At 52.9% G+C, this 22,001-nt stretch carries 15 protein-coding genes; 9 read left to right on the forward strand and 6 right to left on the reverse strand.

Translation table 11 applies throughout. The features are described from left to right. Window positions 1-190: 190 nt before the first annotated feature. The 3 genes from POG22_RS23725 to POG22_RS23735 are packed head-to-tail and all read left to right on the forward strand — an operon-like array spanning window position 191 to window position 3,701. Complete coding sequence (locus tag POG22_RS23725; protein ID WP_498907370.1) at window positions 191-910, forward strand: DUF928 domain-containing protein; 720 nt, start codon at window positions 191-193, stop codon at window positions 908-910. A 6-nt stretch (window positions 911-916) separates the two neighbouring features. Continuing rightward, complete coding sequence (locus POG22_RS23730) at window positions 917-3,154, forward strand: CHASE2 domain-containing protein (protein WP_498907371.1); 2,238 nt, start codon at window positions 917-919, stop codon at window positions 3,152-3,154. Window positions 3,155-3,200: 46 nt separating this feature from the next. Continuing rightward, complete coding sequence (locus POG22_RS23735) at window positions 3,201-3,701, forward strand: META domain-containing protein (protein ID WP_150128395.1); 501 nt, start codon at window positions 3,201-3,203, stop codon at window positions 3,699-3,701. A 63-nt stretch (window positions 3,702-3,764) separates the two neighbouring features. Here the strand turns inward: POG22_RS23735 and POG22_RS23740 are convergent, their stop codons facing one another. Further along, the gene (locus tag POG22_RS23740; protein WP_074170865.1) at window positions 3,765-4,001 is read right to left on the reverse strand and encodes a hypothetical protein; all 237 of its coding nucleotides are present in this window, start codon (window positions 3,999-4,001) and stop codon (window positions 3,765-3,767) included. A 127-nt stretch (window positions 4,002-4,128) separates the two neighbouring features. On the opposite strand from POG22_RS23740, the gene POG22_RS23745 reads away from it, so the two are divergent. The 5 genes from POG22_RS23745 (at window position 4,129) to POG22_RS23765 (ending at window position 11,429) form a co-directional block, all read left to right on the forward strand. Beyond that, the gene (locus POG22_RS23745) at window positions 4,129-4,719 is read left to right on the forward strand and encodes a cysteine dioxygenase family protein (RefSeq protein WP_063716469.1); all 591 of its coding nucleotides are present in this window, start codon (window positions 4,129-4,131) and stop codon (window positions 4,717-4,719) included. A gap of 231 nt (window positions 4,720-4,950) precedes the next feature. Beyond that, window positions 4,951-5,703: a sulfotransferase family protein gene (locus POG22_RS23750; protein WP_498907372.1), complete on the forward strand. Its 753-nt coding sequence runs from the start codon at window positions 4,951-4,953 to the stop codon at window positions 5,701-5,703. 144 nt (window positions 5,704-5,847) lie between these two features. Continuing rightward, window positions 5,848-7,140 carry a glycosyltransferase family 4 protein gene (locus POG22_RS23755; protein WP_498907378.1) on the forward strand — a complete coding sequence of 431 codons (1,293 nt, stop codon included), beginning with the start codon at window positions 5,848-5,850 and terminating at the stop codon, window positions 7,138-7,140. A 134-nt stretch (window positions 7,141-7,274) separates the two neighbouring features. Continuing rightward, window positions 7,275-10,577 carry a tetratricopeptide repeat protein gene (locus POG22_RS23760; RefSeq protein ID WP_498907373.1) on the forward strand — a complete coding sequence of 1,101 codons (3,303 nt, stop codon included), beginning with the start codon at window positions 7,275-7,277 and terminating at the stop codon, window positions 10,575-10,577. Window positions 10,578-10,796: 219 nt separating this feature from the next. Next, window positions 10,797-11,429 (forward strand): hypothetical protein, encoded by a 633-nt coding sequence (locus tag POG22_RS23765; RefSeq protein ID WP_063716472.1) that lies wholly within the window; start codon window positions 10,797-10,799, stop codon window positions 11,427-11,429. 669 nt (window positions 11,430-12,098) lie between these two features. Here POG22_RS23765 and POG22_RS23770 read toward each other — a convergent pair. The 5 genes from POG22_RS23770 to ccmP form a co-directional block, all read right to left on the reverse strand. Further along, window positions 12,099-13,835 carry a choice-of-anchor K domain-containing protein gene (locus tag POG22_RS23770; RefSeq protein ID WP_498907374.1) on the reverse strand — a complete coding sequence of 579 codons (1,737 nt, stop codon included), beginning with the start codon at window positions 13,833-13,835 and terminating at the stop codon, window positions 12,099-12,101. 573 nt (window positions 13,836-14,408) lie between these two features. Next, window positions 14,409-15,026: a hypothetical protein gene (locus tag POG22_RS23775; RefSeq protein ID WP_498907375.1), complete on the reverse strand. Its 618-nt coding sequence runs from the start codon at window positions 15,024-15,026 to the stop codon at window positions 14,409-14,411. A gap of 23 nt (window positions 15,027-15,049) precedes the next feature. After that, complete coding sequence (locus tag POG22_RS23780) at window positions 15,050-17,293, reverse strand: caspase family protein (RefSeq protein ID WP_063716475.1); 2,244 nt, start codon at window positions 17,291-17,293, stop codon at window positions 15,050-15,052. Window positions 17,294-17,594: 301 nt separating this feature from the next. Further along, window positions 17,595-18,779 (reverse strand): sulfate adenylyltransferase, encoded by a 1,185-nt coding sequence (sat, locus tag POG22_RS23785; protein ID WP_063716476.1) that lies wholly within the window; start codon window positions 18,777-18,779, stop codon window positions 17,595-17,597. A gap of 517 nt (window positions 18,780-19,296) precedes the next feature. Continuing rightward, window positions 19,297-19,935, reverse strand: a complete 639-nt coding sequence (ccmP, locus tag POG22_RS23790) for a beta-carboxysome protein CcmP (RefSeq protein ID WP_498907376.1) — start codon at window positions 19,933-19,935, stop codon at window positions 19,297-19,299. 265 nt (window positions 19,936-20,200) lie between these two features. On the opposite strand from ccmP, the gene POG22_RS23795 reads away from it, so the two are divergent. Further along, window positions 20,201-21,748 carry a rhomboid family intramembrane serine protease gene (locus tag POG22_RS23795; protein WP_498907377.1) on the forward strand — a complete coding sequence of 516 codons (1,548 nt, stop codon included), beginning with the start codon at window positions 20,201-20,203 and terminating at the stop codon, window positions 21,746-21,748. Window positions 21,749-22,001 lie beyond the last annotated feature (253 nt).

Genomic DNA, 22,001 nt, shown 5'->3' on the forward strand with positions numbered 1-22,001 from the left:
AAGAAACTTAAAAGTGGGGATGGGCGTCTCCTCACTCTAAAACGCTCGAATCCTGCGCTCTGGACACAGAGATCGTTGTAGATGCAGCAGGTGGGAGAAGCCCGCATCGTATGCTTGCATCGATGTCGGGAGTACGTCACTTAAACTACAGTGCAGGCGATTTCTAGCTATTCACAGGCATAACCCCACCGTGTTTTCTCTAGGATTTGTTCTCGCGATCGCTCTGACTGCTAGCGGCTCTGCCCTCGCACAACTCGACGGTGACTATCCGGCCTTCGAGCCGCGCGTCGAACCCACGGAGGACGGTACGCGAGGCACCGGAACGCGCGGCCCGGTTCGCGATGGCGGTACTTGCATCGCTGACGGTGCAGAGATCGTGTTGCTCGTTCCGTCTGACAGTCCTCTGACCACGGAGGCGTTACCGGGGTTTCTGGCCGTGTTGCCCTTGGTGACTGAGTCGGGGGTCGATCGTGGCGAACTGCGGATTTTCGACGAAGAGGGTTCCCTCTATCGTGCGACGTTTCCACTCCCCGAGACGGAAGGGGCGATCGCTCTAACGCCCCCGGAAATCCCCGATCTCGAACCGGGTACGACTTACGATTGGTCGGTTCGCATTCTCTGTGACGAGTTCGACAACAGCAGTAACCCCATTAGCGTGGGACAGTTTCGCATCGCCGAACCGACACCGGACGTTCGCGACGCTCTCGGGGACGATACTTGTACCGAACGGGCGGCACTCTGCGCCCGCGATGGCATTTGGTACGATCCGCTGGTGGGGGTTTTCGAGGCGCGACTGGCCGATCCCGACAACGACGACCTCGACGCAGCCTGGAAATCTTTGTTAGAGTCGGCAGAGTTGGGCGAGTATGCAGAACTTCCCCTCGTCGGACGCTGGACTTTTGATGAGTAAGCGGTAATGGGGCAAGGCTTTCGAGGTTGGCTGTGGCAGTGGCGCGGCGCGATCGCCTCGGTTCCTGGCGTCACGGTGGTTCTGATGGCGTTGCGCTTTGCGGGGGCGTTGCAACCGTTGGAACTGGCGGCTTACGATCTGCTGCTGCGTTGGCGTCCTCTCGAACCCACCGCCTCTCGCGTGGTGTTGGTGGGGATTACAGAAAACGATATTACGGAAACCTTAGCCCGTCCGACGTTGTCTGACGGCGAACTGGCGCAAATCATCGAAACGATTCGAGAAGCGAATCCCCGCGCCATCGGCCTCGATATTTACCGCGATTTACCCCATCCTCCCGGCTCCGATCGCCTCGATCGCACGTTTTCGACCACTCCCAATCTCGTCGGAATTCGTAAAGTCGTGGGATGGAACGGCAATCCTCCCATTGATGCGGACGCCGTTCTGATGGAATTGGGACAAGTGGGGGCCAACGATATTAAAAGCGACGATGATGGGAAGATGCGGCGAGCGTACTTGTTTATTCGATCGCGCACTAGCGAACTCGTGACGGGGTTAGGGTTGCAGTTGGCGAAACAGTACCTCGCTCCTTACGATATCGAACCGGAACCCGCCCCCCACGATCCCGAGACGATGCTCTTGGGAACGGCGACGTTTCCCCGGTTTCAAACCTACGATGGGGGCTACGTGCGAGCTGACGATCGCGGCTATCAAATTCTTATCGACTATCGCAATACTTCGATCGCTCGGGTATCGCTGACAGAGGTGATGTCGGGAACGGTCGATCCTGACTTTTTTCGCGATCGCGTCGTCTTAATGGGTTACGTGGCTGAAAGTGCCAACGATATCCACTTTACGCCCCTCGGACACATGACGGGGGTAGAAATTCAAGCTCACGTCACCCAGCAAATTATTGCGACGGCGTTAGGAGAGCGCCGAGTGATGCGATCGCTGTCCGAACCGGTTGAATGGCTTTGGATCGTGGCTTGGATTCTCGTGGCGTCGTTGTGGAGTTGGCAGAAACGCCATGTTTTTGAGGCGTCCCGCTTGTCCCTTTCGCTGTGGATCGGTTGGGGCGTTTTAGGGATTGGCGTTCTCGTGGCCGTTTGGGTAGCGTTTACCCAAGGCTGGTGGCTTCCGGTGGTGCCGACGCTGTTTGGAATTTTCGGTTCGGCGGCGGCGATCGCCATTTATTTGGCAGCCAGCGCGACGCAGCTTCGTCGGATTTTTGGACGTTACATTACTGACGAAGTGGTGGCGACATTACTCGAAACACCTGAAGGTTTGAACTTTCAATGTCGCCGCCAAGTCGTGACGATTTTAATGTCCGATTTGCGCGGTTTTTCGACACTTTCAGAACAGTTAGCTCCCGAACGAGTGGTGGAACTTCTCGATATTTATTTGGGAGAAATGACGGATATTATTACCTTTTATAAAGGGACGATCAACGAGTTTATGGGAGATGGTATACTTGTTTTCTTTGGTGCGCCAACCTCTTCGGAAGACGATGTCGATCGTGCGATCGCCTGTGCTTTAGCAATGGAAGCAGCGATGCCGAGCCTTAACGAAAAATTGAATCAGAAAAAGTTGCCCGATATTCAAATGGGAATCGGGATTAATACTGGAGAAGTGGTCGTCGGAAATATCGGTTCGTTAAAGCGAGCCAAATGGTCGGTCATTGGAACTCATATCAATCTGGCAGCTCGAATCGAATCCTGTACGGTCGGCGGTCAAGTGTTGATTTCTAATTCGACCAAGATGGGAGTTTTAGGAACGTTAGACATCGATCGCACGTTTGAAATTGAAGTGAAAGGGTTTGAGGAACCGATTTTAATTCACGACGTCACGGGAATTTCGGGAAGGTATGGTTTGCGACTTCCTCGCGTAGAAGACGAACTCGTGAAACTGTCTCATCCCGTCGATATTTTATATCGAGAACTGTCGGGAAAATCGGTGCGCGATCGCCCGCAAACTGGTCGAATTTTACAGTTATCCGATCGTGCGGCGGAAGTACGAGGTACGTCTGTCGAAGAACCCCTGACCAATCTTAAAATCAATCTCGCCGACGGTGAAGGGTTTTGCACGGGAGATATTTACGCGAAAGTCACTCGACGCCACGACGCAGACGATACGCGATTTTACGTGCGGTTTACCGCCAAAACTCCCCAACTCGACGAACTTCTGGTACGGTGTCGCGAAGCACCGAGCGGCGATCGCTGCCCGACTCAGTTGAGCGATCGTTCATAATGAGGGTACGATGTTTCGTCCGTTACAATAACTGGAGGCATCTCCCGTGAAACGTTTCAATTTTCGAACGGCTTCTGTTTTGTCCGTCGCTGCGATCGCGAGCTTGGTTGGCTTTGCAACGATCGCAGACTGTGCGATCGCTCAGAAAAAACCCCCAGTTCGACGGACGATGGAGTCTTCTGATTTACAACGTACTCTGTGGCGACTCGTCTCGTGGAACGGAACGGCCATCGACGCCGATCTCCCCGAGATTACTGCAAACTTCAGCGAGGACACCGTTCGCGGTTCGGGAGGTTGCAACAACTACTTTTCGGGGTACGAGATTGCAAGTGGCGATCGCATGACGGTGTCGCCACCTGGCTCGACACGTATGGCTTGCGAACCCAACGTGATGGAGTGGGAATTAAACTATCTCGTTTCTCTCCAAGGTACGACCCGCTACGATATCGATGCGGAGGGCAATTTGCATCTGTGGTTCGAGACGGATACGGAAGCGGGAGAGATGGTCTTTGCGCCGTCAGAAATGGTACAGAAAAAATCGTTTTAAAAAAAATTGGGTTTCCCGAAAGAAACCCATTTGCTTGGCTTTCAAATTGTTTCCAGCGTCTAATTAATTGGCGGCGCAGGGATTGTCTTCTTTCGCCGCACAAGGGTTGTCTCCAGCACAGGGATTGTCTTCTTTCGCCGCACAAGGGTTGTCTCCAGCGCAGGGATTGTCTGGATCCATAGCTTCTTCAGCATTGGGAGACGTTGCATCCTGAGCAGCGCAAGGATTCGCACAACCGAAGGCGACGCCGAGACTCAATACTGAAAGGGTGGCGAGGGTCGTTAAGTATCGAACTTTCATCCTAAATGGTTCCTGAAATCAATAAGAGTTACTGTAGTTACGATCTGCGATCGCGTTTCGGTTTGGTCAACATCTAAATTTCCGCGATCGCCGTATCGCAAGCAGTTCCCCCTACCAGACTTCAACCATGACGAATTGGCTGGCTACAGACACCGGAGACTGTCAACCCTTCGATGGCGAGGTTGAGACGAGGTTACACTCTCCCTATCGACTGTATCGCCTGCTGACGGATTTAGAAGATATCGTGGCGGAGTTCGGGGACGATCGCGATCGCCTCTTCCGTATCGTTCCGCGAGTGCGTCAGTTTCTCACCGACGCGCAATGGCTCGAAGCCTTTTACGTTCCCCCCGATCCCAAAAAAGGTTGGTCGGTCTCAAAATTGTACGACGAACCGGACTATCCGTTTACAGTGCAACTGGTGGCGTGGACGCCGGGAGCCACATCGCCAATCCACAACCACGCGACTTGGGGAGTCGTCGCCATGTTAGACGGTTCTGAGAAAAACAGTTTGTGGCGGCGAACGGAGGGAGACGCGATCGAGAAGGTTGGCGATCGCGTTCTCGAACCGGGTGAGGCGATCGCGTTTACCCCAGACGCCATCCACTGTATTGAAGCCTTGGGAAACACGCCGACGGTCTCGTTTAATCTTTACGGAAAAACCGATTACACGAAGCGGTTTGAATTCGATCCGGTCACCCGCAGCGCCAAACGATTTTAAACGCCATCAAAACACATAAAATCTTCGGTTCGTTGTCGTTCCTCAACCCAAGCTTTTAAAAGCGACAGCATTCGATCGACAGACACAAAACTTCTCCGTGTCCTCTGTGTCTCTGTGGTGATTTTCCCTAAATTCTGTGGGTTTTCGTCCAAACTACAAATCTTTAAAAATACTTGCAGTTATAACAAAAATATGGTAAAAAACACCGCACCATAAAATCGATCGCCCACAATGCCAAACTTTCTCATTATCGGCGCGCAAAAAGGCGGAACGACTTCCTTATTTTACTACCTCAGCCAACATCCCCAGGTGCGAGTTGCCCCTCAAAAAGAAGTCCATTTCTTCGACTTGCACTATCATCTCGGCGTCGACTGGTACGCCAGACAATTTCCCGACACCCCAAACAGTGCGATCGCCGGAGAAGCCAGTCCCTACTACATCTTTCATCCCGACGTACCCCGTCGCGTCGCCGCTACTTGTCCCCAGGTCAAACTTATCGCACTGCTGCGAAACCCAGTCGATCGCGCCATTTCCCAATACTTCCACGAAGTCAAACAGGGTTTCGAGACCCTTTCTCTTCAAGAAGCCTTTCGCCAAGAACCCCAACGCCTCGCCACCGAAGCCGAAAAACTCCGGAACGACCCCCACTATCGCAGTGATAACTACCAACACTATAGTTACCTCGCGCGGGGACGTTACCTCGAACAACTCCAACAATGGTGGAACCACTTCCCCCGAGAACAAATGCTCGTTCTCAACAGCGAAGCCTTCTATCGCAACCCCAACGACACCTTGACGCGGGTGTTGTCCTTCCTCGACCTTCCCCCCATCTCCCTCGAGGCGTACCCCAGCCTCAACACAGGGAACTATTCAAACATTCCGCAGTCACTAAAACAACAGTTGCAGACGTACTTCGCTCCCCACAACCGCGCCTTGTTCGACGAGTTGCAGCAAGACTGGGGATGGAACGATTCGCTCTCGTGATATTCTGCCAGTACACCAGACTTGCCAAGAATGCGATACCATATCTGACTTGGCATCGCGCGGGGTCGTCCGTGTCGCTCTCGCGTCTAGCCGTTGGCTGGAAACTCCGAATCCGTCAAACCGCCAGTTCCGAACTTAGCCGCCATGCGTGTTTTATTCCTGCACCCGAACTTTCCCGCTCAATTTCGCCACGTCGCTACGATTTTAGGTCGAGATCCCGAGAACGAACTGGTTTTCGGGACGAAAAACGAGCGTCCTGAGTGGAAAATTCCCGGTGTGAAGAAGGCGTTGTTTTCGCCGAGTCGCGATCCCCGGCCGGAAACCCATCACTACGTCCGACCCCTCGAAAGTGCGGTGTTACACGGACAAGCGGTGTATCGAACCCTCATCGCCTTGAAAAATCAAGGCTTCGTTCCCGATTTGGTGTACGGCCATTCGGGATGGGGACCGACGCTGTTCGTGAAGGATGTCTTCCCCGAGGCGAAGTTGATGTGTTATTTCGAGTGGTTCTACTGGGCCCACGGTTCTGACGCGGACTTCGACCCCGCCGATCCCCTCTCTCCCGACGACGAGGCGAAAATTCGGGTGAAAAACGCGCCGATTTTGATGGATTTGTACGCTTGCGATTGGGGACTCTCGCCGACGATTTGGCAGAAATCCCAGTTTCCCAAGGAGTTTCAGCCGAAAATGACGGTGATGCATGACGGGGTGGATACGGAGTTTTTTAAACCGAAACCCGGTGCGAAGTTGGTTCTTCCCAATCTGGATTTGTCCCACGCGGAGGAAATCGTCACCTATGTTTCGCGGGGAATGGAACCCTATCGCGGTTTCCCGGAATTCATCGAGTCGATCGCCTATCTTCAGGAAAAACGACCCAACTGTCATGTGGTCGTCGTCGCCGCAGAACGGGTCTGTTACGGAAAATCGCTTCCGAACGGGAAAAGTTACAAAGAAGAGATGCTGGAAAAGGTTCCGTTAGATATGTCGCGGGTGCATTTTGTGGGAACTCTTCCTTACGGACAATATTTAAAAGTAATTCAAGCGTCTGACGCACATATTTATTTAACGCGGCCGTTCGTGTTGTCGTGGTCGATGATTGAATCGATGTCCACTGGATGCGTTGTCGTCGGCTCGGACACGCCGCCGGTTCGAGAGGTAATTCACGACGGGAAAAATGGCTTTTTGGTGGATTTCTTCTCGCCGAAACAAATCGCCGATCGCGTCAGCGACGTTCTCGAACACCCGACGAAAATGGCGCATATTCGGGAAAACGCACGGAAAACGGTTTTGGAACAGTACGCGCATTCGGTTCTGCTTCCCAAACACATCGAGTTGATGAAACAAGTGGCGGCGGGACAGTTCCCCGAACCGCAACCCTTGGTTAAAGTGCGAGAACGGGAAATCAGTCACCCGTCACCCGTCACCAGTCACCCGTGAAATCAGTCACCAGGAATCGGTAGGGTGTGTGACGCGGCTAGAAAATGTATGGTGCTTACACTAACCTGAAATTTTCCGCGTCACGCACCTTTTCTTCGTTGTCAATTATCAATTATCAATTATCAATTCTTGAAATGAGTGTAGTGGAAGCGTTAGCGGCGGCGGTACGATCGCACAGAACGGGAGATTTAGACCAGGCCGATCGACTCTATCGGGATATTTTAAACGAAGACCCCCAGCGAGCGGAGGCGTTACACGGTCTCGGTGCGGTGGCGTATCAGAAGGGAGAGTGCGATCGCGCCATCGAACTTGTCGAACGCGCCATCGAACTCGACAGCCGAAATCCGGTGTTCTACAACACGCTGGGAATGGCCTATCGCGCCAAGGGAAAACCCGAAGCTGCGGTCGCCAACTATCGCAAGGGAATCGCCATCGAACCTCAAAGCGCCACGCTACAGGCGAACCTGTCTCGCGCCTGGTACGATCTGCTGCAATGCGATCGCACGGCGGCGTTAACTCACTTGATTCAAACGGCGCGTCAGTTTCATCGCGCGGGATATCTTCAACAGGCTGAAAAGCTTTACCGACAACTGCTCGATCGCGAACCTAACCATCCCGATGGGTTGCAAGGGTTGGGAACGCTGGCGTACCAACAACGCCAGTTCGATCGCGCGATCGCCTTTCTCCAACAAGCCATCGATCGCAGTCCCGACAATTCCAGCTACCACCACAATCTCGGTGCGGCGTACCAAGCGCAACAGAACATCGCTGAGGCGGCGGCCTGTTACCGACGGGCGATCGAACTCGACCCCAGTTTAGAACAGCCGCGCCAACAACTCAATACGCTACTGCGACAGTTACGCCATAGCAATCTCGAGGCTTGGAAACGGGAACTTTTACATTTAGCGCAGCTATTTCAGCGTCAGGAAGACTACAAACAGGCGGTTTATCTCTATAAAAAACTCCTCGAAGGCGATTCCAACAACGCTGAAGCACACTACGGGTTAGGTTGCATCGCCTACCACCACCATCAAAGCTATCAAGCCGTTCTCGATTTACAAAAAGCAGTCGAACGCGACCCGCAAAATGCGACGTATCAAAATGCGTTGGGATTGGCTTGCGAACTGCACAGCGTTCCGAGTAAGGCGTTAGAACATTTTAAAAAGGCGTTGGAACTCGAGCCGGAACGGGAAGAAATCCAAGAGAATTTCAATCGCATTATCGATTATTTCTTGAATTACTATCATTATATTGGTAAGTGGAATTACGATCTGGAAAATTATAATACTGTTGCGGGATACGAGTTCGAGACCGGAAACTTTATCAAAGAGCATACCGGACGAATTCGCACGGCATTACGCTACTATCGCCGCGCCTTGGTATTGAGACCGGAATTTCCCGAGGTTCACCATACGCTAGCCGAGTTGTATTTAGAAGAAAAGAATTACGTGGCGGCGATCGATGCGTGCCGAAAAGCGATTCAAGGCAAACCGGATTTTGCCGAAGCGTATAAAAGTTTGGGGAATGCCTTTTTAGGGCAGCAAAATGGCTCTGCGGCGATGAACGCTTATCAGCGAGCGATCGCGATTAAACCTGATTTTGCTGAGGTATACTCGAACATTGCTAGTCTTTATTTCTTCCAAAATCAGCCGCAAGAGTCGTTAAAACTTTATCAAAAAGCACTTTCGATCGATAATAAAATTCCTGGAATTCATTGGAATTTAGGGAAGGTTTACGAGCGTCTGGGCAAAGTTGACGAAACGATTCAATGTTGGAAACAAGCGTTAGATCTCGATGCTGAATTTGGTGGCGGTGAGTCCTATCGTTTACTGGCGAATAAATATTACGGTAAAGGGGACAAACAGACGGCGATCGGATTCTATAAAAAAGCGATCGCACTCAAAAGCGACCTCAGCGAAGCCTACTGGAGTTTGTGCGAGATTTACAACGTCCTCGACCAAGCGGCGGCGCGAGAAATTTCGCTGAAATACTGTGAAAATACGAAAGGGAAAGACGCGGTGATGGCGTCGCTGGCCGCGATTAAGGCACATTTGAACTCGGGGGTCAGCGATATTGCGATCGCCAAGTTTCAGGAGATGGAACCGCAAATTTACGAACTCCTCAAAGGAACCCTCACCTATCAGGATATCGTGCGGCTTTATCTCAATATCGCTTTCGATATGCCACACTTACGAGATGACGTTCCGGCGAACGCTAAGCTATGTAAGAGTTTGGCACAGTTTTATGTTAAATATCTCGAAGCGAAATCCAACGCCGAGAAACACAAAGAGATTCCCCTCAACCTGCGTCCGAACCCCAGTCATCCGCTTCGCATCGGCTTTTTATCGAAACACTTCCGCCGCCATTCCGTTGGCTGGTTGAGTGTGGATATTATGGAGGAACTGTCGAAACTCACGCCGCACATTTTCCTCTACGTGACCGGAGACATGGGACGAGACGAACTCACGCAGCGGTTCGAGACCTATGCGGAGAAGTTTAGCCGACCCCAAGGCGCACAAGCTAAGGCGATTTTGGCGGAAGTGGCGAAAGATCGGTTAGATGTTTTGGTAGATATGGATTCGGTGACGGTGATGCCGAATACAGAAGTGTTTTACAACAGTCCGGCCCACGTTTGCGTGTCCTGGTTGGGATTTGACGCGCCCTATTTGACGCCGAAGAATTACTATTTAGGAGATTGGCAAACTCACCCCGCTGGCGTGGAGGAACACTACATCGAACAGGTGGTGCGCCTTCCCGACTCCTTTGCGGCGACGCGGGGACTTCCCATTAAAGCGGTCGATCGCGAGGTGTTGCGGCGATCGATGCGAGTTGCGCCGAATCAGGTGGCGTTTCTCTGCGTGGCGACGGGGAACAAGTTCTGTCCCGAGTTGGTAGAAGCGCAGATTCGTATTTTGGCGCAAGTTCCCGACAGTTTGCTGTTTTACAAGGGTCGCGTCGGGGATTTGGTGGCGATCGAACGCATTTATAAGGAAGAATGTCAGCGTCAAGGCGTTCGTACCAACCGCATTCGCGTTTTACCGCGCACTCGCACTGAAGAAGAACACCGTTTAATTTACCAGTTCGCCGACGTTCTCATCGATTCTTATCCCTACAGCGGTGCGACGCACGTGGTCGAGGCGTTGTGGTTCAATATGCCAGTGGTGGCGTTGGTGTCGCAACAATCCTTCGGTCGTCAGGCGTACTCGTTGATGAAAGCGGCGGGAACGGACATGGGGATTGCGTTGACGTGGGACGAGTATATTGACTGGTCGGTTCGCTTGGGACGCGATGAGGGGTTGCGCCAGCAGATGCGACAGCAGTTAGAACGGGGGAAACAGACGGAAACCCTCGCGCCGTTGTGGAATCCCAAGAAGTTCGCTAACGATATGTACGGGATTTTTCGGGAGTTGGTGGCGAAGCAGGTTTCTCGGGGATAGAGTTTGTTGTAGTGAGGGGTTTCGGGTGGACGCGGTTCACCCGATTTTCTTAGGAAAGTCGGGAGTAGGTTGAGGCTCTTTAGTGTTCGTCTGCTCATGGAGAAACGTAAAAAAGACTAAACAGACATCGGAAGTAAAATCCACCCTAAAATACTTAAAGAACTTATGTAAAAATAGGCAACGGATGCTGAACGAACTCACAGAGGATGTACCCAAACCATGAACGAGTCTGAGATGCAGTCGTTTATCTGGCAACATAGCGAAAGTGCAAGACCTTTTGCGGATCGAGCATTCCGCCTTGGAAATAGCTACTACATTTTTCCTGAGCCTAATTTTAGTCAGGAAGCACAGGAATTAGTTCGATATCTCATAGTAGCGAGTGAGAGTTGGCAAAGGCGCATTGTTGATTTCAAGGTTTTCCGAAAACCCAGAAGAAATCGCCAACTCAGTAAAGAGCTGATTCGCAAGTCTGGGATTAGAGCCTTATTTGAGTTTGCTAAAACATCCTATTCTGGACATCAAAAAATCCTTGAAGGCTATTGGGATGTACTTGATAAAGGCTATTGGGATGAAATTGATATTTATCGTAATGCTAAAACGATGAGCCAAGATCGGTTTGAATTTTGGCTCATCGACTATTTGTTAACTAATCCAGATGATACAGTAGAACAAGATGAAACCTTAAAGAAAAGTCATCTTGATGTAATTCTTGATGAGCTTTTTCCACTTTTAGGATCGACGATCGATCGGTACTGTATGGTAGATGCTAACGATGAAAATTGCCCTTTTGCCCCTTACTTTTTTATTGGAGCGTCTGTGCTAATTATGATAGCAGTAGAATGGGAACTCTAGGCAAAAATACTATCATGCTAAAGCGTGCTTCTTAATGAAAGACAATCGCGTTTAACAGTCGATCGTACCTCGAACGTCATGTAACGCATTGGGAACCAATTCACAGGCTAGAACGTAAGCTTCGGGGATATCCTGCACGCGCGTAATGCCGAAATCCGCCGCTTTTTTAAAACTGAAGTTCCCTCTAAAAAAATTGACGAAATGCTTATCTAGCGGGAGGTTCAGCGATTTTTGAAAGTCCCCGTCTGGCTACATCTTTAAAAGCGACTCCAGCAGCGGATTTTGAGGCGATCGCTTTTTCTACAGGATACGCCGATCGCGTTGAGACAAGCAAGTGTCAAGGTGGCTACGGGATTGAAATCGTTACGGCGATGGCGTAGAGTGAAAATAGGTGGCCGAGTTAACTCACCGGAAAGACCGAATCGCTACAACCCCGATGAAACATAAGGTTCAGCCATTGCACTCGCGAGGTTGTACCCAGTAAGCTTTTGGACAATTCTCGCGGAAACCCTTGCTGGGCAAGGTTTTTAACCCAACTGGAATCTCATTACTTCAGGGAACTTCAGTTTAGAGGGAACTTCAGCCCTGAAAAAAGTTCCCCCGACACAACATCGAGGGAACCAGTGCGAGAACAATGAGGAGCGATAGCTTTAATTAAAACGCCTTTAATTAAAACGCATAGTCGCCGTCGGGGACTTCCACGAGGGAGTCTTCAACCGCCGCAACGTCTGTTGTGCTGAGGACGAATCCGACAAAGAATCCGGCTTCGAGTTTAATGCCAACATCTTCGATCGAGTCGTCGTTGAAGTCACCCACCTCAAACGAAAGGTTCGAGATGCTTTCGAGAGCGATGCGATCGACGCCAGCCTCGAAGTCGGTAATTAAGTCGGTACTTAACGCCGCTTCGATGTTGATGTCGGTTTCGATCCGCAACACGAAGGTATCGCTTCCGCCTTCACCGGTGAGGATGTCGAAGCCGAAGTCGCCAAAAATGGCATCGTCGCCGTCGCCACCCATGACGATGTCGTTTCCTTGACCGCCACGAACGATATCGTCGCCGTCTTCACCCATAACCACGTCGTCCTCTTTGCTTCCGTTGAGAACGTCGATACCTTCGCCACCCATCACGCTATCGAAGCCGTCTCCGCCGACAAGAACGTCGTTTCCAGCTTCGCCAGAGACTTCGTCGTTTCCGTCACCGCAATCGATGGCGTCGTTGTCGTCGGTTCCCGACACGCTGTCGTCACCCTCGGAACCGATAACGTCGTTTTCGCCAATGTCGTCGAGATCGACACTTCCTCCCGTAGTAAGTTGGAACGTGGATTCGCTCGAAAAGGCGATCGCCGCCGAGGTGGTGGTACTCCACACGACGTTCAGCGTCGAGGAACTGCTCAAAATGGCCGATCCGGCGATCGCTCCGTTTCCAGTTCCGTCGCCACCGATAAATACGCCGTTGGCCGCTTGAATCGACACGACGGTTTCGGTGGACAGTTCGATGAAAAAGCTACTGACGCCGCTTCCGCCGCCACCACCACCGGAATCGCCAGGATCGCTCACGAGGGTCAGTTGTCCGTACAGATCGGCGATGTCGAATCCTTCTTCGGGAGAGTCGAAGCCGCTCTCGAAGCTGGAACCGCCGTCTTGGGAGAATCCTAGCAATTCTAAGGTAAAGGTTTTTCCGTCTACCTCGAACGTTTCTGGGGTTAAACCGCTAGTGACGAACCGCAGGCGATCGGCGTCCATCACGGGATCGCCGGTGTCGTTGGGGGTGTTGAGAATATCGAAGAGAAAGTCGAAATCGACTTCGCTGTCCGCACCCTCGACGTCGAGTTTGACGGCGAAACCAAATTCTCCGTCGAAGCCGCTATTTCCGACGATAGTTCCGTTGCGATAGAAAATCTGTCCGAGTTTGAACGGTTCGTCAATGTCGGCGGCGAAGCGATTGGTTCCGTCGAACTGGAGGACGCTGGTAAAACTTCCCGAAACGGCGACACCCCAGTCGAAGCGGTTGTCGGTTCCCCCGTTGCGATCGCTAATTTCGATGGTGGAACTGGCGGTTGTATCTACGGGTTCGGTAAAACTCCCAAAGGATTTACCGACGACTTCAGCGGGACAGTCGCAATCGCTGGAGTTGCCGCTATCGCCGCTGCTGTCGCCACCGCTATCGTCGCCACTGTCGTCGCCGCTATCGCCGCTACTGTCGTCGCCACTGTCGTCCATCATGTCGTCGCTATCGTCGTCATCGTCATCGTCATCATCGTCATCGTCATCATCGTCATCGTCATCATCGTCATCGTCATCGTCATCCATATCGTCCATCATGTCGTCGTTACGCAGACGCATACTCTCGAAGGTCGGGAATTCGGAAGTTTCGTCAAAGACAGAGGACGTGAAATCAGTTTTCATGGATCTTTTACCTGCATCGATTTGCTAATTCGCAATTCTGAAACGATCGCGATCGCGGGTTGTTTCGATCGCCTCTTTCAGTTACATCTCACGACGTTTTTTTCGATCGCGAGTTCCCTATTCAATTGATTTTTATAATGTTGATAATAACGCTGTTTTTTACAAAAACACAACGACTAACAGCGTTAAATTAGATAAAGAAAATCTTTAACGCTGTTATTTATTTATTCTCTAACTCTATCGGCGCGAGGGGACACAAAACACTTACAGCGCCAGGTTTAGGTAGTCAAAGAAACTCGCAGAACGAGCCATCACTCTGGGATGGAAATGTCAAGATTTCTGAAAAATAGATGCTTGCTGTTCTTACACAACACTGTAAGGGGTGGGTTTCGATCGCTTTTCACAAGTTTCTGTATTTCTACTTACGCATACCGAAATTCGAGATCGCATCGTTAAACGCGTCGGACACTTTAGGAAGTGTCACAGATATCGAAGCTTTACAAAATCAATATAAACTCGCTGCAATTGTTAAATTTGTATTTAATTTCGATAGTTTTCTTGACAGAGAAACCCTCAATCCTCTAGGACTTGACTCCAAATTGCCAAGCCGCCCCCACGTCCTCGTGCGCCGAGGCCGGTGTCGTCAACCCAAAAGTACTTAAAAAATGCCTGCTGTTTGACTGGCGTGTCGTAAAAACAGCGATCGCGTTCTTTACCGTTGCGGACGTAACCCTCGAACAGCGTCCGTCCGAACACCTGCACGGTCGCCCGCGTGAAATCGAACGCCAGTAACCGATTGCGCTCGACGAACTTCACCGGCCCCGTCAGCGTAAACCGCAACCCTCCCACTTTGACCGAATTTTCGACTCGTCCCGCGTCCCATTCTGGGGTAGGTTCTCCGTCGCGGCGATCGCCTTGCGAATAGGTTAGCCGAATCTCGAGCCATCGGGGAAGATAGCGACCCGCCCCTAACACTACCCCCGCTCGCTGACGACTTTTCTGGGTTCCCGTGACGAATCCCAACCGCCAAGTTCCCAACAGGCGATCGAACTCTAACGGCTCGCGATCGCGTTTCGATTGCTTTTCCAAGGCTAACAAGGCTTCGACCACAGCATCCGCTTGAGGGCGTTCGGAGAGTTCCCCTCGAATCGATCGAACGGCCTCTCGAACCAATTCCACAGTTTCAGACACGGGTATTTTCTCCTGGGGGGCGATCAAACGACGCGATAAGCAAATTCCAAAGTCGCCCAAACGCGGGTATCGAGGGCGTAAAAGTCCGTCGAAACGTCTTCGTCCTGGGTGTTACGGAGACTGGCCACGTGCAAGTCTTGCAAGATAGCTTTGGCGATATCGAGGGGCGTGTCGAGGGTGCTGAGGTCGCGGGGGTTGCGAGCGGGATGGGTGCGAGCGGCCAGCAGTCCCAACGCCAGAGCAAAGGGGCGATCGCAGCACAGCAGTTGCATTTTCACCGGTCCGACCGGCCGTCCGACTTCCCAACTGACGTTTTGCGAACCGGGGGGCAAACTCACCGTCTCTCCCGGCATTAGGGGATCTTGCTGAAGCGTGGGTGGATTGGCGTTGCTGACGGTGTGGAACGGATAAAACGCGACGGTGCGTCCGCTGCTGTCGAGACCGAACAGGAGATAGTACAGGGGGCGATCGCCTAAATTTTGTAGTTGGTAGCGAATGCGGCTCCCCGCTCGCACTTCGAGAACGTCTTCCGTACTACTTTTCGGCATCGGTTGACCGCTACTGCGGCGTTTCCCTCGCAACGTTTGTTTAGACACGACGTACTGGGGAGTCGTGGCGTTACCCTCGCCGTCGAAGACGAGAAGACTGCCGCGAACGCCGATTTGCGAAGACCCTGCGTTGGCGGTCAAGCCCATGAGTTTGGCCGCGAGGAGGGTGCGAAGTTGGGGAACCAAGCGTTGAACGGATTTTTTGATGGCTTCCTCGTTTTCGCCGATGCTGTTGGGAATGAGTTCGCGGCCGATCGTGAACAAGCCGTAACTGCCGAGATCGCTGGGAAGATCGATAGCTTCGGTCGAGTAAGTTTGAGCGATAGTCGCCCGACGTATCCGTCCGAACAGACAATCTGCCGGTTGCTCCCCAGCTACGACCGAGGACACCGAGCGAATGCCGGAAAAGGCGCTGGTGGCATCGACGCGCTCGATGCGTTCGAGTTTGGGGTCGAGGGCGACGGTGAGTCCGAGGCTGCGAGGAACGACGCGCAGGTCTTCGCGTACGAGCTGACCGGGTACGAGGCGGGATAGGTCGGACTCGGAGGTTTCGACGAGTTGCGCTTTGGCTATCAGACCGTCGCGCGATCGCACTTTGAGGGTGAGAGGGTCGCGGTTGGCGTCTCCCGGTGCGGGAATCACCGATAAGAGACTGTTGGGGCTGTAACGTTCGAGAACCTCGCTGGGCAACCCTCCGAGCCACACCGAGGCGCTGGCGTTGTTGCGATCGACCGATAACACCGCACCGTCGGCGGTTACGGCAGTGAGTTGGGGAACCAACAGCGAGAGATTGCTGTCGCCGTTTTGGGACGGACAGTCCGCGAGGCGTCCGATGCAGAGTTGGGGCTGTTGGTCGCGACCGGCCAGGCGATCGACGGTTTGAGCGGCTCGGCGTACCGTCGCCCCGACGGGGAGTTCGGGGGTCGCCCACCACAGTTGTTGAGTCAGAGCGTAGGTAAAGGTTCCGGCCGAGAATCCTTGCCAACGGTTTTCGGTGGCGATTTGCTGTTCTGCCGATGCTGTCAGAACTAGACCGGGAACGCGATCGCTCGTGGGTCGATCTGTGCCGAGGCGATCGCGCAGTTTCGCCAATCGTTCCTGCTGGGTTTGGCTGAAGGACGCGACGGTTGGAGACGGGCGCGATCGGATGCGTAACGATCCCTGTAACGGCGTTCCAGGGTAGGTATAGCTTGTATCGAGGACGGTGACGACTTTTTTCGTCGCCAGCGATCGCAACAGTAACGCCAGGGTCGTCAGGGGCAAGTCTGCCTCGTTTTCGTCTGCTGCGACCAGGCTGTTCTGTACCTGTTCGGAATCTCGGGATACCTGTATCTGAGAGCCGTAGCCGCTGAAGTGAAACAGGACGACGTCCGACGGTCGGACGCGATCGATTAAATGCTGTTGAAACGCCTCTTCAATACCTCGAACTGTGGCGCGATCGTCGGTGAGGGTCGAGATATCCTCGGGGTCGAAGCCGAAACGGTGAATCAAGACGTTGCGTTGGAGGCTGACGTCTGTTTTACAGCCAAACAATCCCTCTTCCGACCCCGTCGCCGATTCTGGATAGCGATCGATACCGACCAAAAGGGCGAGTTTGCGCGGTGCGTTTTGAGCCAGCACGCGGGCCGCGTCGCGGCTTTGAAGGGACAGCCCCAATTCGATCGCGGCCGTCGCCACGAGCGAGCGAGTGGCGTATTGTAAGAAACCCCGTCGTTTCATGTCGGTTTGCGGTGGTTAGGGTGGGTTAGGCGGTGTTAGAAGTTTACGGCGGTTCGGTTCCCGACGTTCGAGGCTCGCACGCCCTTTTTCCCTGAGTTCGGCGATCTTTCGATTCCGGTCGGGTTTCCGAGGGCGATCGTGTCCCTGCGCCGATAGGCGTCAAAAGTGAGGCGATCGCAAGTCCATCATTAGCTTAATCAGCTTAAAACCAGTTTTCAACCCGTTTCAGACGAATTCAAAACGGCTCTAAAACGAGTCGTTGTCGAGAAATGCTCCCCGACAACGACAACCGCCCTACGGCTTACTCTTTACCTTTGTGCATGGCGTTGGCGAGTTCCGTCGCCACTTCCGGACGGGAGAATTCCGGCGGCGGTAACTGACCGCGTCGTAGCATTTCCCGCACTTTCGTACCGGACAAATGAATGCGCTCTTCCGGGGTACTCGGACTCGTCTTCGAGGTGGCCATCGACTGCGTGCGCGTGCAGTAAAAGGCGTGTTCGAACTTCATGGGAACGATACCCAGTTCCCCAGGCTCGAACTCGTCGAAAATATGTTGGGCGTCGTAGGTTCCATAGTAGTCCCCGACTCCAGCGTGATCGCGTCCCACAATAAAATGAGTACAGCCGTAGTTCTTGCGAACCAATGCGTGGAAAATGGCTTCGCGGGGGCCGGCGTAGCGCATCGCCGCCGGGTTGATGGCCATCATCACGCGATCGCGCGGAAAGTAGCGATCGAGCATAATTTCGTAACACCGCATCCGCACGTCAGCGGGGATGTCGTCGCTTTTCGTCGCTCCCACCAGCGGGTGGAGGAACAAACCATCAACGGTTTCGAGAGCGCACTTCTGAATGTACTCGTGGGCCCGGTGAATCGGGTTTCGGGTTTGGAACCCGACCACGGTTTTCCATCCTTTCTCAGCGAACAACTCCCGACTTTCAGCGGGGTCGATTTGATAGCGGGGGAACGAGGGATGGGGGTCGCGTTGCAGCAGCCACACCGGCCCGGCCAAGTTGACGTCCCCTTGTTGATACACCACCGCTACGCCGGGGTGTTTGTCCTCGTTCGTCCGATAGACGTGAAGGGCTTCTTTGAGTTTGTCGTACTGATATTTCTGGGTCAGTTCCAGAACGCCGACAAACCGTCCGGTCGAGTCGTCCAAACGTACCAAACTCCCGATTTCCAGGGAATCGGCCACGTCTTCGGTGACGTTGAGGGTAATGGGAATCGACCACGGGAGTCCATCGGACAACCGCATATCCGTGACGACGCTTTTATAGTCGGCCTCTTCCATAAAGCCAGTCAGAGGGCTGAAGCCACCGATGGCGATAAGGACGAGGTCGGAAAACGTGCGATCGTCCATCTCGACGCGGGGAAGACTATCCGCCTTATCGAGAAAAGTTTGCTTTTGTTCCTCGGTGGCAATCCGGTTAATTAACGTGCCACCGTGAGCGGGGATGGTTTCTTGATACTGTTTTGCTGCACTCACGTTTGAGACGGGGTGAATTTTTTACGAAACGTTGCAGTTGCCTTCAGTGTATCTCCTCTTGGCACAACCGTTAAGCGATTTTTGGTTGGCCATGAAGGGGATAGGAGGACAAGGGGACAAGGAGGACAAGTCGTAGGGTGCGTGTTTATCAGTGAAGAGTGCAGAGGGCAGAGTGTAGAGTGGGAATTCCTCTTTAACTCTTCACTCTAGACTCTTAACTCTTCCCTGAAAGAGGCGCACCGCCAATGTACACCGCCAACATACAAGGGGGTGTGACGCGGCCGAAAACTGTATGGTTTTGACCGTAACATGAGCTTTTTCGCGTCACGCACCCACTCATCATCGGGTTATCCGGTCATCTCATCATCTGAGAACCCCGGTATCTTGGCTATCTCTGATGTGAGATCTCCTCATCTCCTCACCTCATTATCACGAGGCGGTGCGTGACGCGGGAAATCTCATTTTACTTTCAACACAAGACATTTTCTGCCCGCGTCACACACCCTACGACTCCTCATCATTCGTTCGAGGATTTCCCGTGTCCGCGGCCGGAGATGTTTTCGATCGCGGCGACGACAGCTTGAGAGGCGGCGATGATGTCCCGCTCCTCTCCACCGAGATAAAGACGACCGAAGCTTCCCACGGCTTGTACTTGTAAAATATTGATCTGGGCTGATTTTTCAGCTTCGTTCGCCGCTAAAGCAGCATAAGCGGCCGGGGCGACTTCCATCACGTACAAACTTTGTCCGGCCAGCAACATCTGTCCGCGACGGGTGCGGTTGATCAGTTGCGTTTGGTGGGGGTCGAGGTTGCGGATAATCTGACTCGACATGATGCGCGGTTTGAGACGTTCGCTTTCCTTGACTCCCAAAGCGTCGAGAATGGCGATTCCGGCGGTTCGCGTGTCGCTTTGACGGCTAGAGTGAACTTCGAGCAACCCATAAAGCCGTTCCACCACCTGCACCCCAGGACGAACAGATGTGGACTTGAGGGCGACGTCGGTAATGCGATTGATTTCAATTCCCGGCGAGATTTCTACCCAAAGCGACGTATCGCCAGGAAGGGGGAGAAATCCGAGGGCGACGGTTCCCATGTAAGCAGCGTGTTGAGGTTGCAGACTGTCAATATAGACAAAGCTGCGTAGTTCGACTCCCAAAGTTCGATTCTCCGCGAAAGACCGATTGGCAATTGTAGAGTACGACATCACCCGTGTCAGGCGAAGTCAGCCTGCGACATTCCACCGCACGACATTCGACTAATACCACGAAACGGAGAGGGAACAGGGAATAGGGAACGGAGAACGGGGAACAGGAAACGGGGAACAGGGAACAGTTGCTCCCCCTCTCCCTTGCTCCCTCTCTCCCTTGCTCCCCCTCTCCCTTGCTCCCTCTCTCCCTTGCTCCCCCTCTTCCCTTCTCCCTATGACGATCGATCGACTTGTAATTTGGATGGTACTGCTTTCGGGAGTGGTGTTTTTGGTGCGATCGCTCTCCGCCAAACCGCCACAATGGGGATGGTCGATCGTGTCGGTGGCGATTCTGGCGATTACGGGGACGCTCTTAGCCATCGCGTCTGTAGGATTGGCGGCTTGGATTGGCGGGATGTTGTGGGGGATATTCCTGTTGTTTCCAGTGTTGGGGTTGCGCCGGGTCAACGATTTGTTTCGCGAGGAACGGTATCAGGCGGCGAGTCGGTTGGCGGTGGCGATCGCGATTTTACACCCCGCCGATGGCTGGGCCGATCGCGTGGGGGTATTGCAGGCGTTGGCGGTGGCGAAAGGGGGCGATATTGAAAAGGGGCGATCGCTCTTGCAGATTTATCAAACTCCGAAAACGGTTCTCGGACGCAGTGCGATCGGTTTAGAGTATTGGATGCGGGGGGCGTGGGACGAGTTACTGAATTGGTTGCGATCGCGCCCGGAACGAGAGCGGGATGCCAATTTAATGCTGTATTATCTGCGCTGTTTGGGGGAAACGGGGCAGGTCAACGAGATGTTACGGATGTTTCCTTCGGTAGACGAGCATTTACGGCGAATCGGAGATCTCGATCGCCTCAGTCAAGCGAGATTGTTCGTTTTAGCCTTTTGCGGCGAAACCCAACAAGTCTATCGACTGTTCGAGGGGGAACTCTCCAAGTACTCCGTCTCGAACCAACAGTTTTGGCTTGCTACCTCACAGATGGCGATGGGGAGAACGCGACAAGCGCAGCAGATGTTGGGGGCGTTACAGAAAGATTGCGATCCTGTGTTGCGGAGGGCGATCGCTTGGCGACTCAACCAAACCCAACTCGACTTTAAAACCCACTTTAGCGACTATTCAGCGCGAGTGCTATCGGCGTTGAAGCTGCAACTGTCCCAAGAAGCGCGATACAGTGGGCGCGTAGCGGGAAAACGGGCGATCGCCACCTGGGGACTCATCGGCTTAAACGCAGCGGTGTTTCTGTTGGAATTGCGCCTCGGCGGAAGCGAAAACCTCTGGGTACTGTACCGACTGGGGGCGTTGGTTCCCGAGGAAGTGTGGACGGGGGAATGGTGGCGCGTTGTCACCGCCACGTTCCTGCACTTCGGGATCTCTCACCTGGCGATGAATATGTTCGGGTTGTATATCTTGGGACAGTTCGTCGAATCGCGCATCGGAATGCAGCGGTTTCTGGTGACGTATTTCGCCAGCGGCGTCGGTTCGATGGCGTTTATTTCCCTGTTGGCGTTGCGTGGCGGCGAGACTCAGTTTGTCGTGGGTGCGTCGGGGGCGGTGATGGGGTTGATTGGCGCGGTGGCGGCGATTTTTTGGCAAGGTTGGCGTCAGGAAAAAGCGCAAATTGCCAAAGATCGGTTGCGATCGATCCTCTTCGTGATTGCGATTCAAGCGGCTTTCGATTTATCGATTCCGGAAATCTGTTTTCTCTGTCATGCGTCCGGTGCAGTTTTAGGATTTATTACCGCAAATTTGTTGATTTGGCGCAAATCTTAATATTTTTTAGGGTTATCGACGGTCTAAATGGGAATATTCCAGTTGTAAACCAAGCAGAAATACTTAAGCGGGTAGTCATGTACACTGATGATAACGAGGTTGGAAAGAAGCACTATCCAGATTCTTCGCAGTACTCCAGCCATAGCTGAAAGCTTGGCTGGTGGTGTAGCGAAGCGCGACCGAGGGGAGTAACCTACAAAAGATTTGCTACAGTTTAGATATGCTAAACATGACGTGGGAATTTAAGCTAGAG

Origin of the sequence: Geitlerinema sp. CS-897, from assembly GCF_028368005.1 — a bacterium.
In the GTDB taxonomy this organism is placed as follows: Bacteria; Cyanobacteriota; Cyanobacteriia; order Cyanobacteriales; family Geitlerinemataceae; genus Baaleninema; species Baaleninema simplex.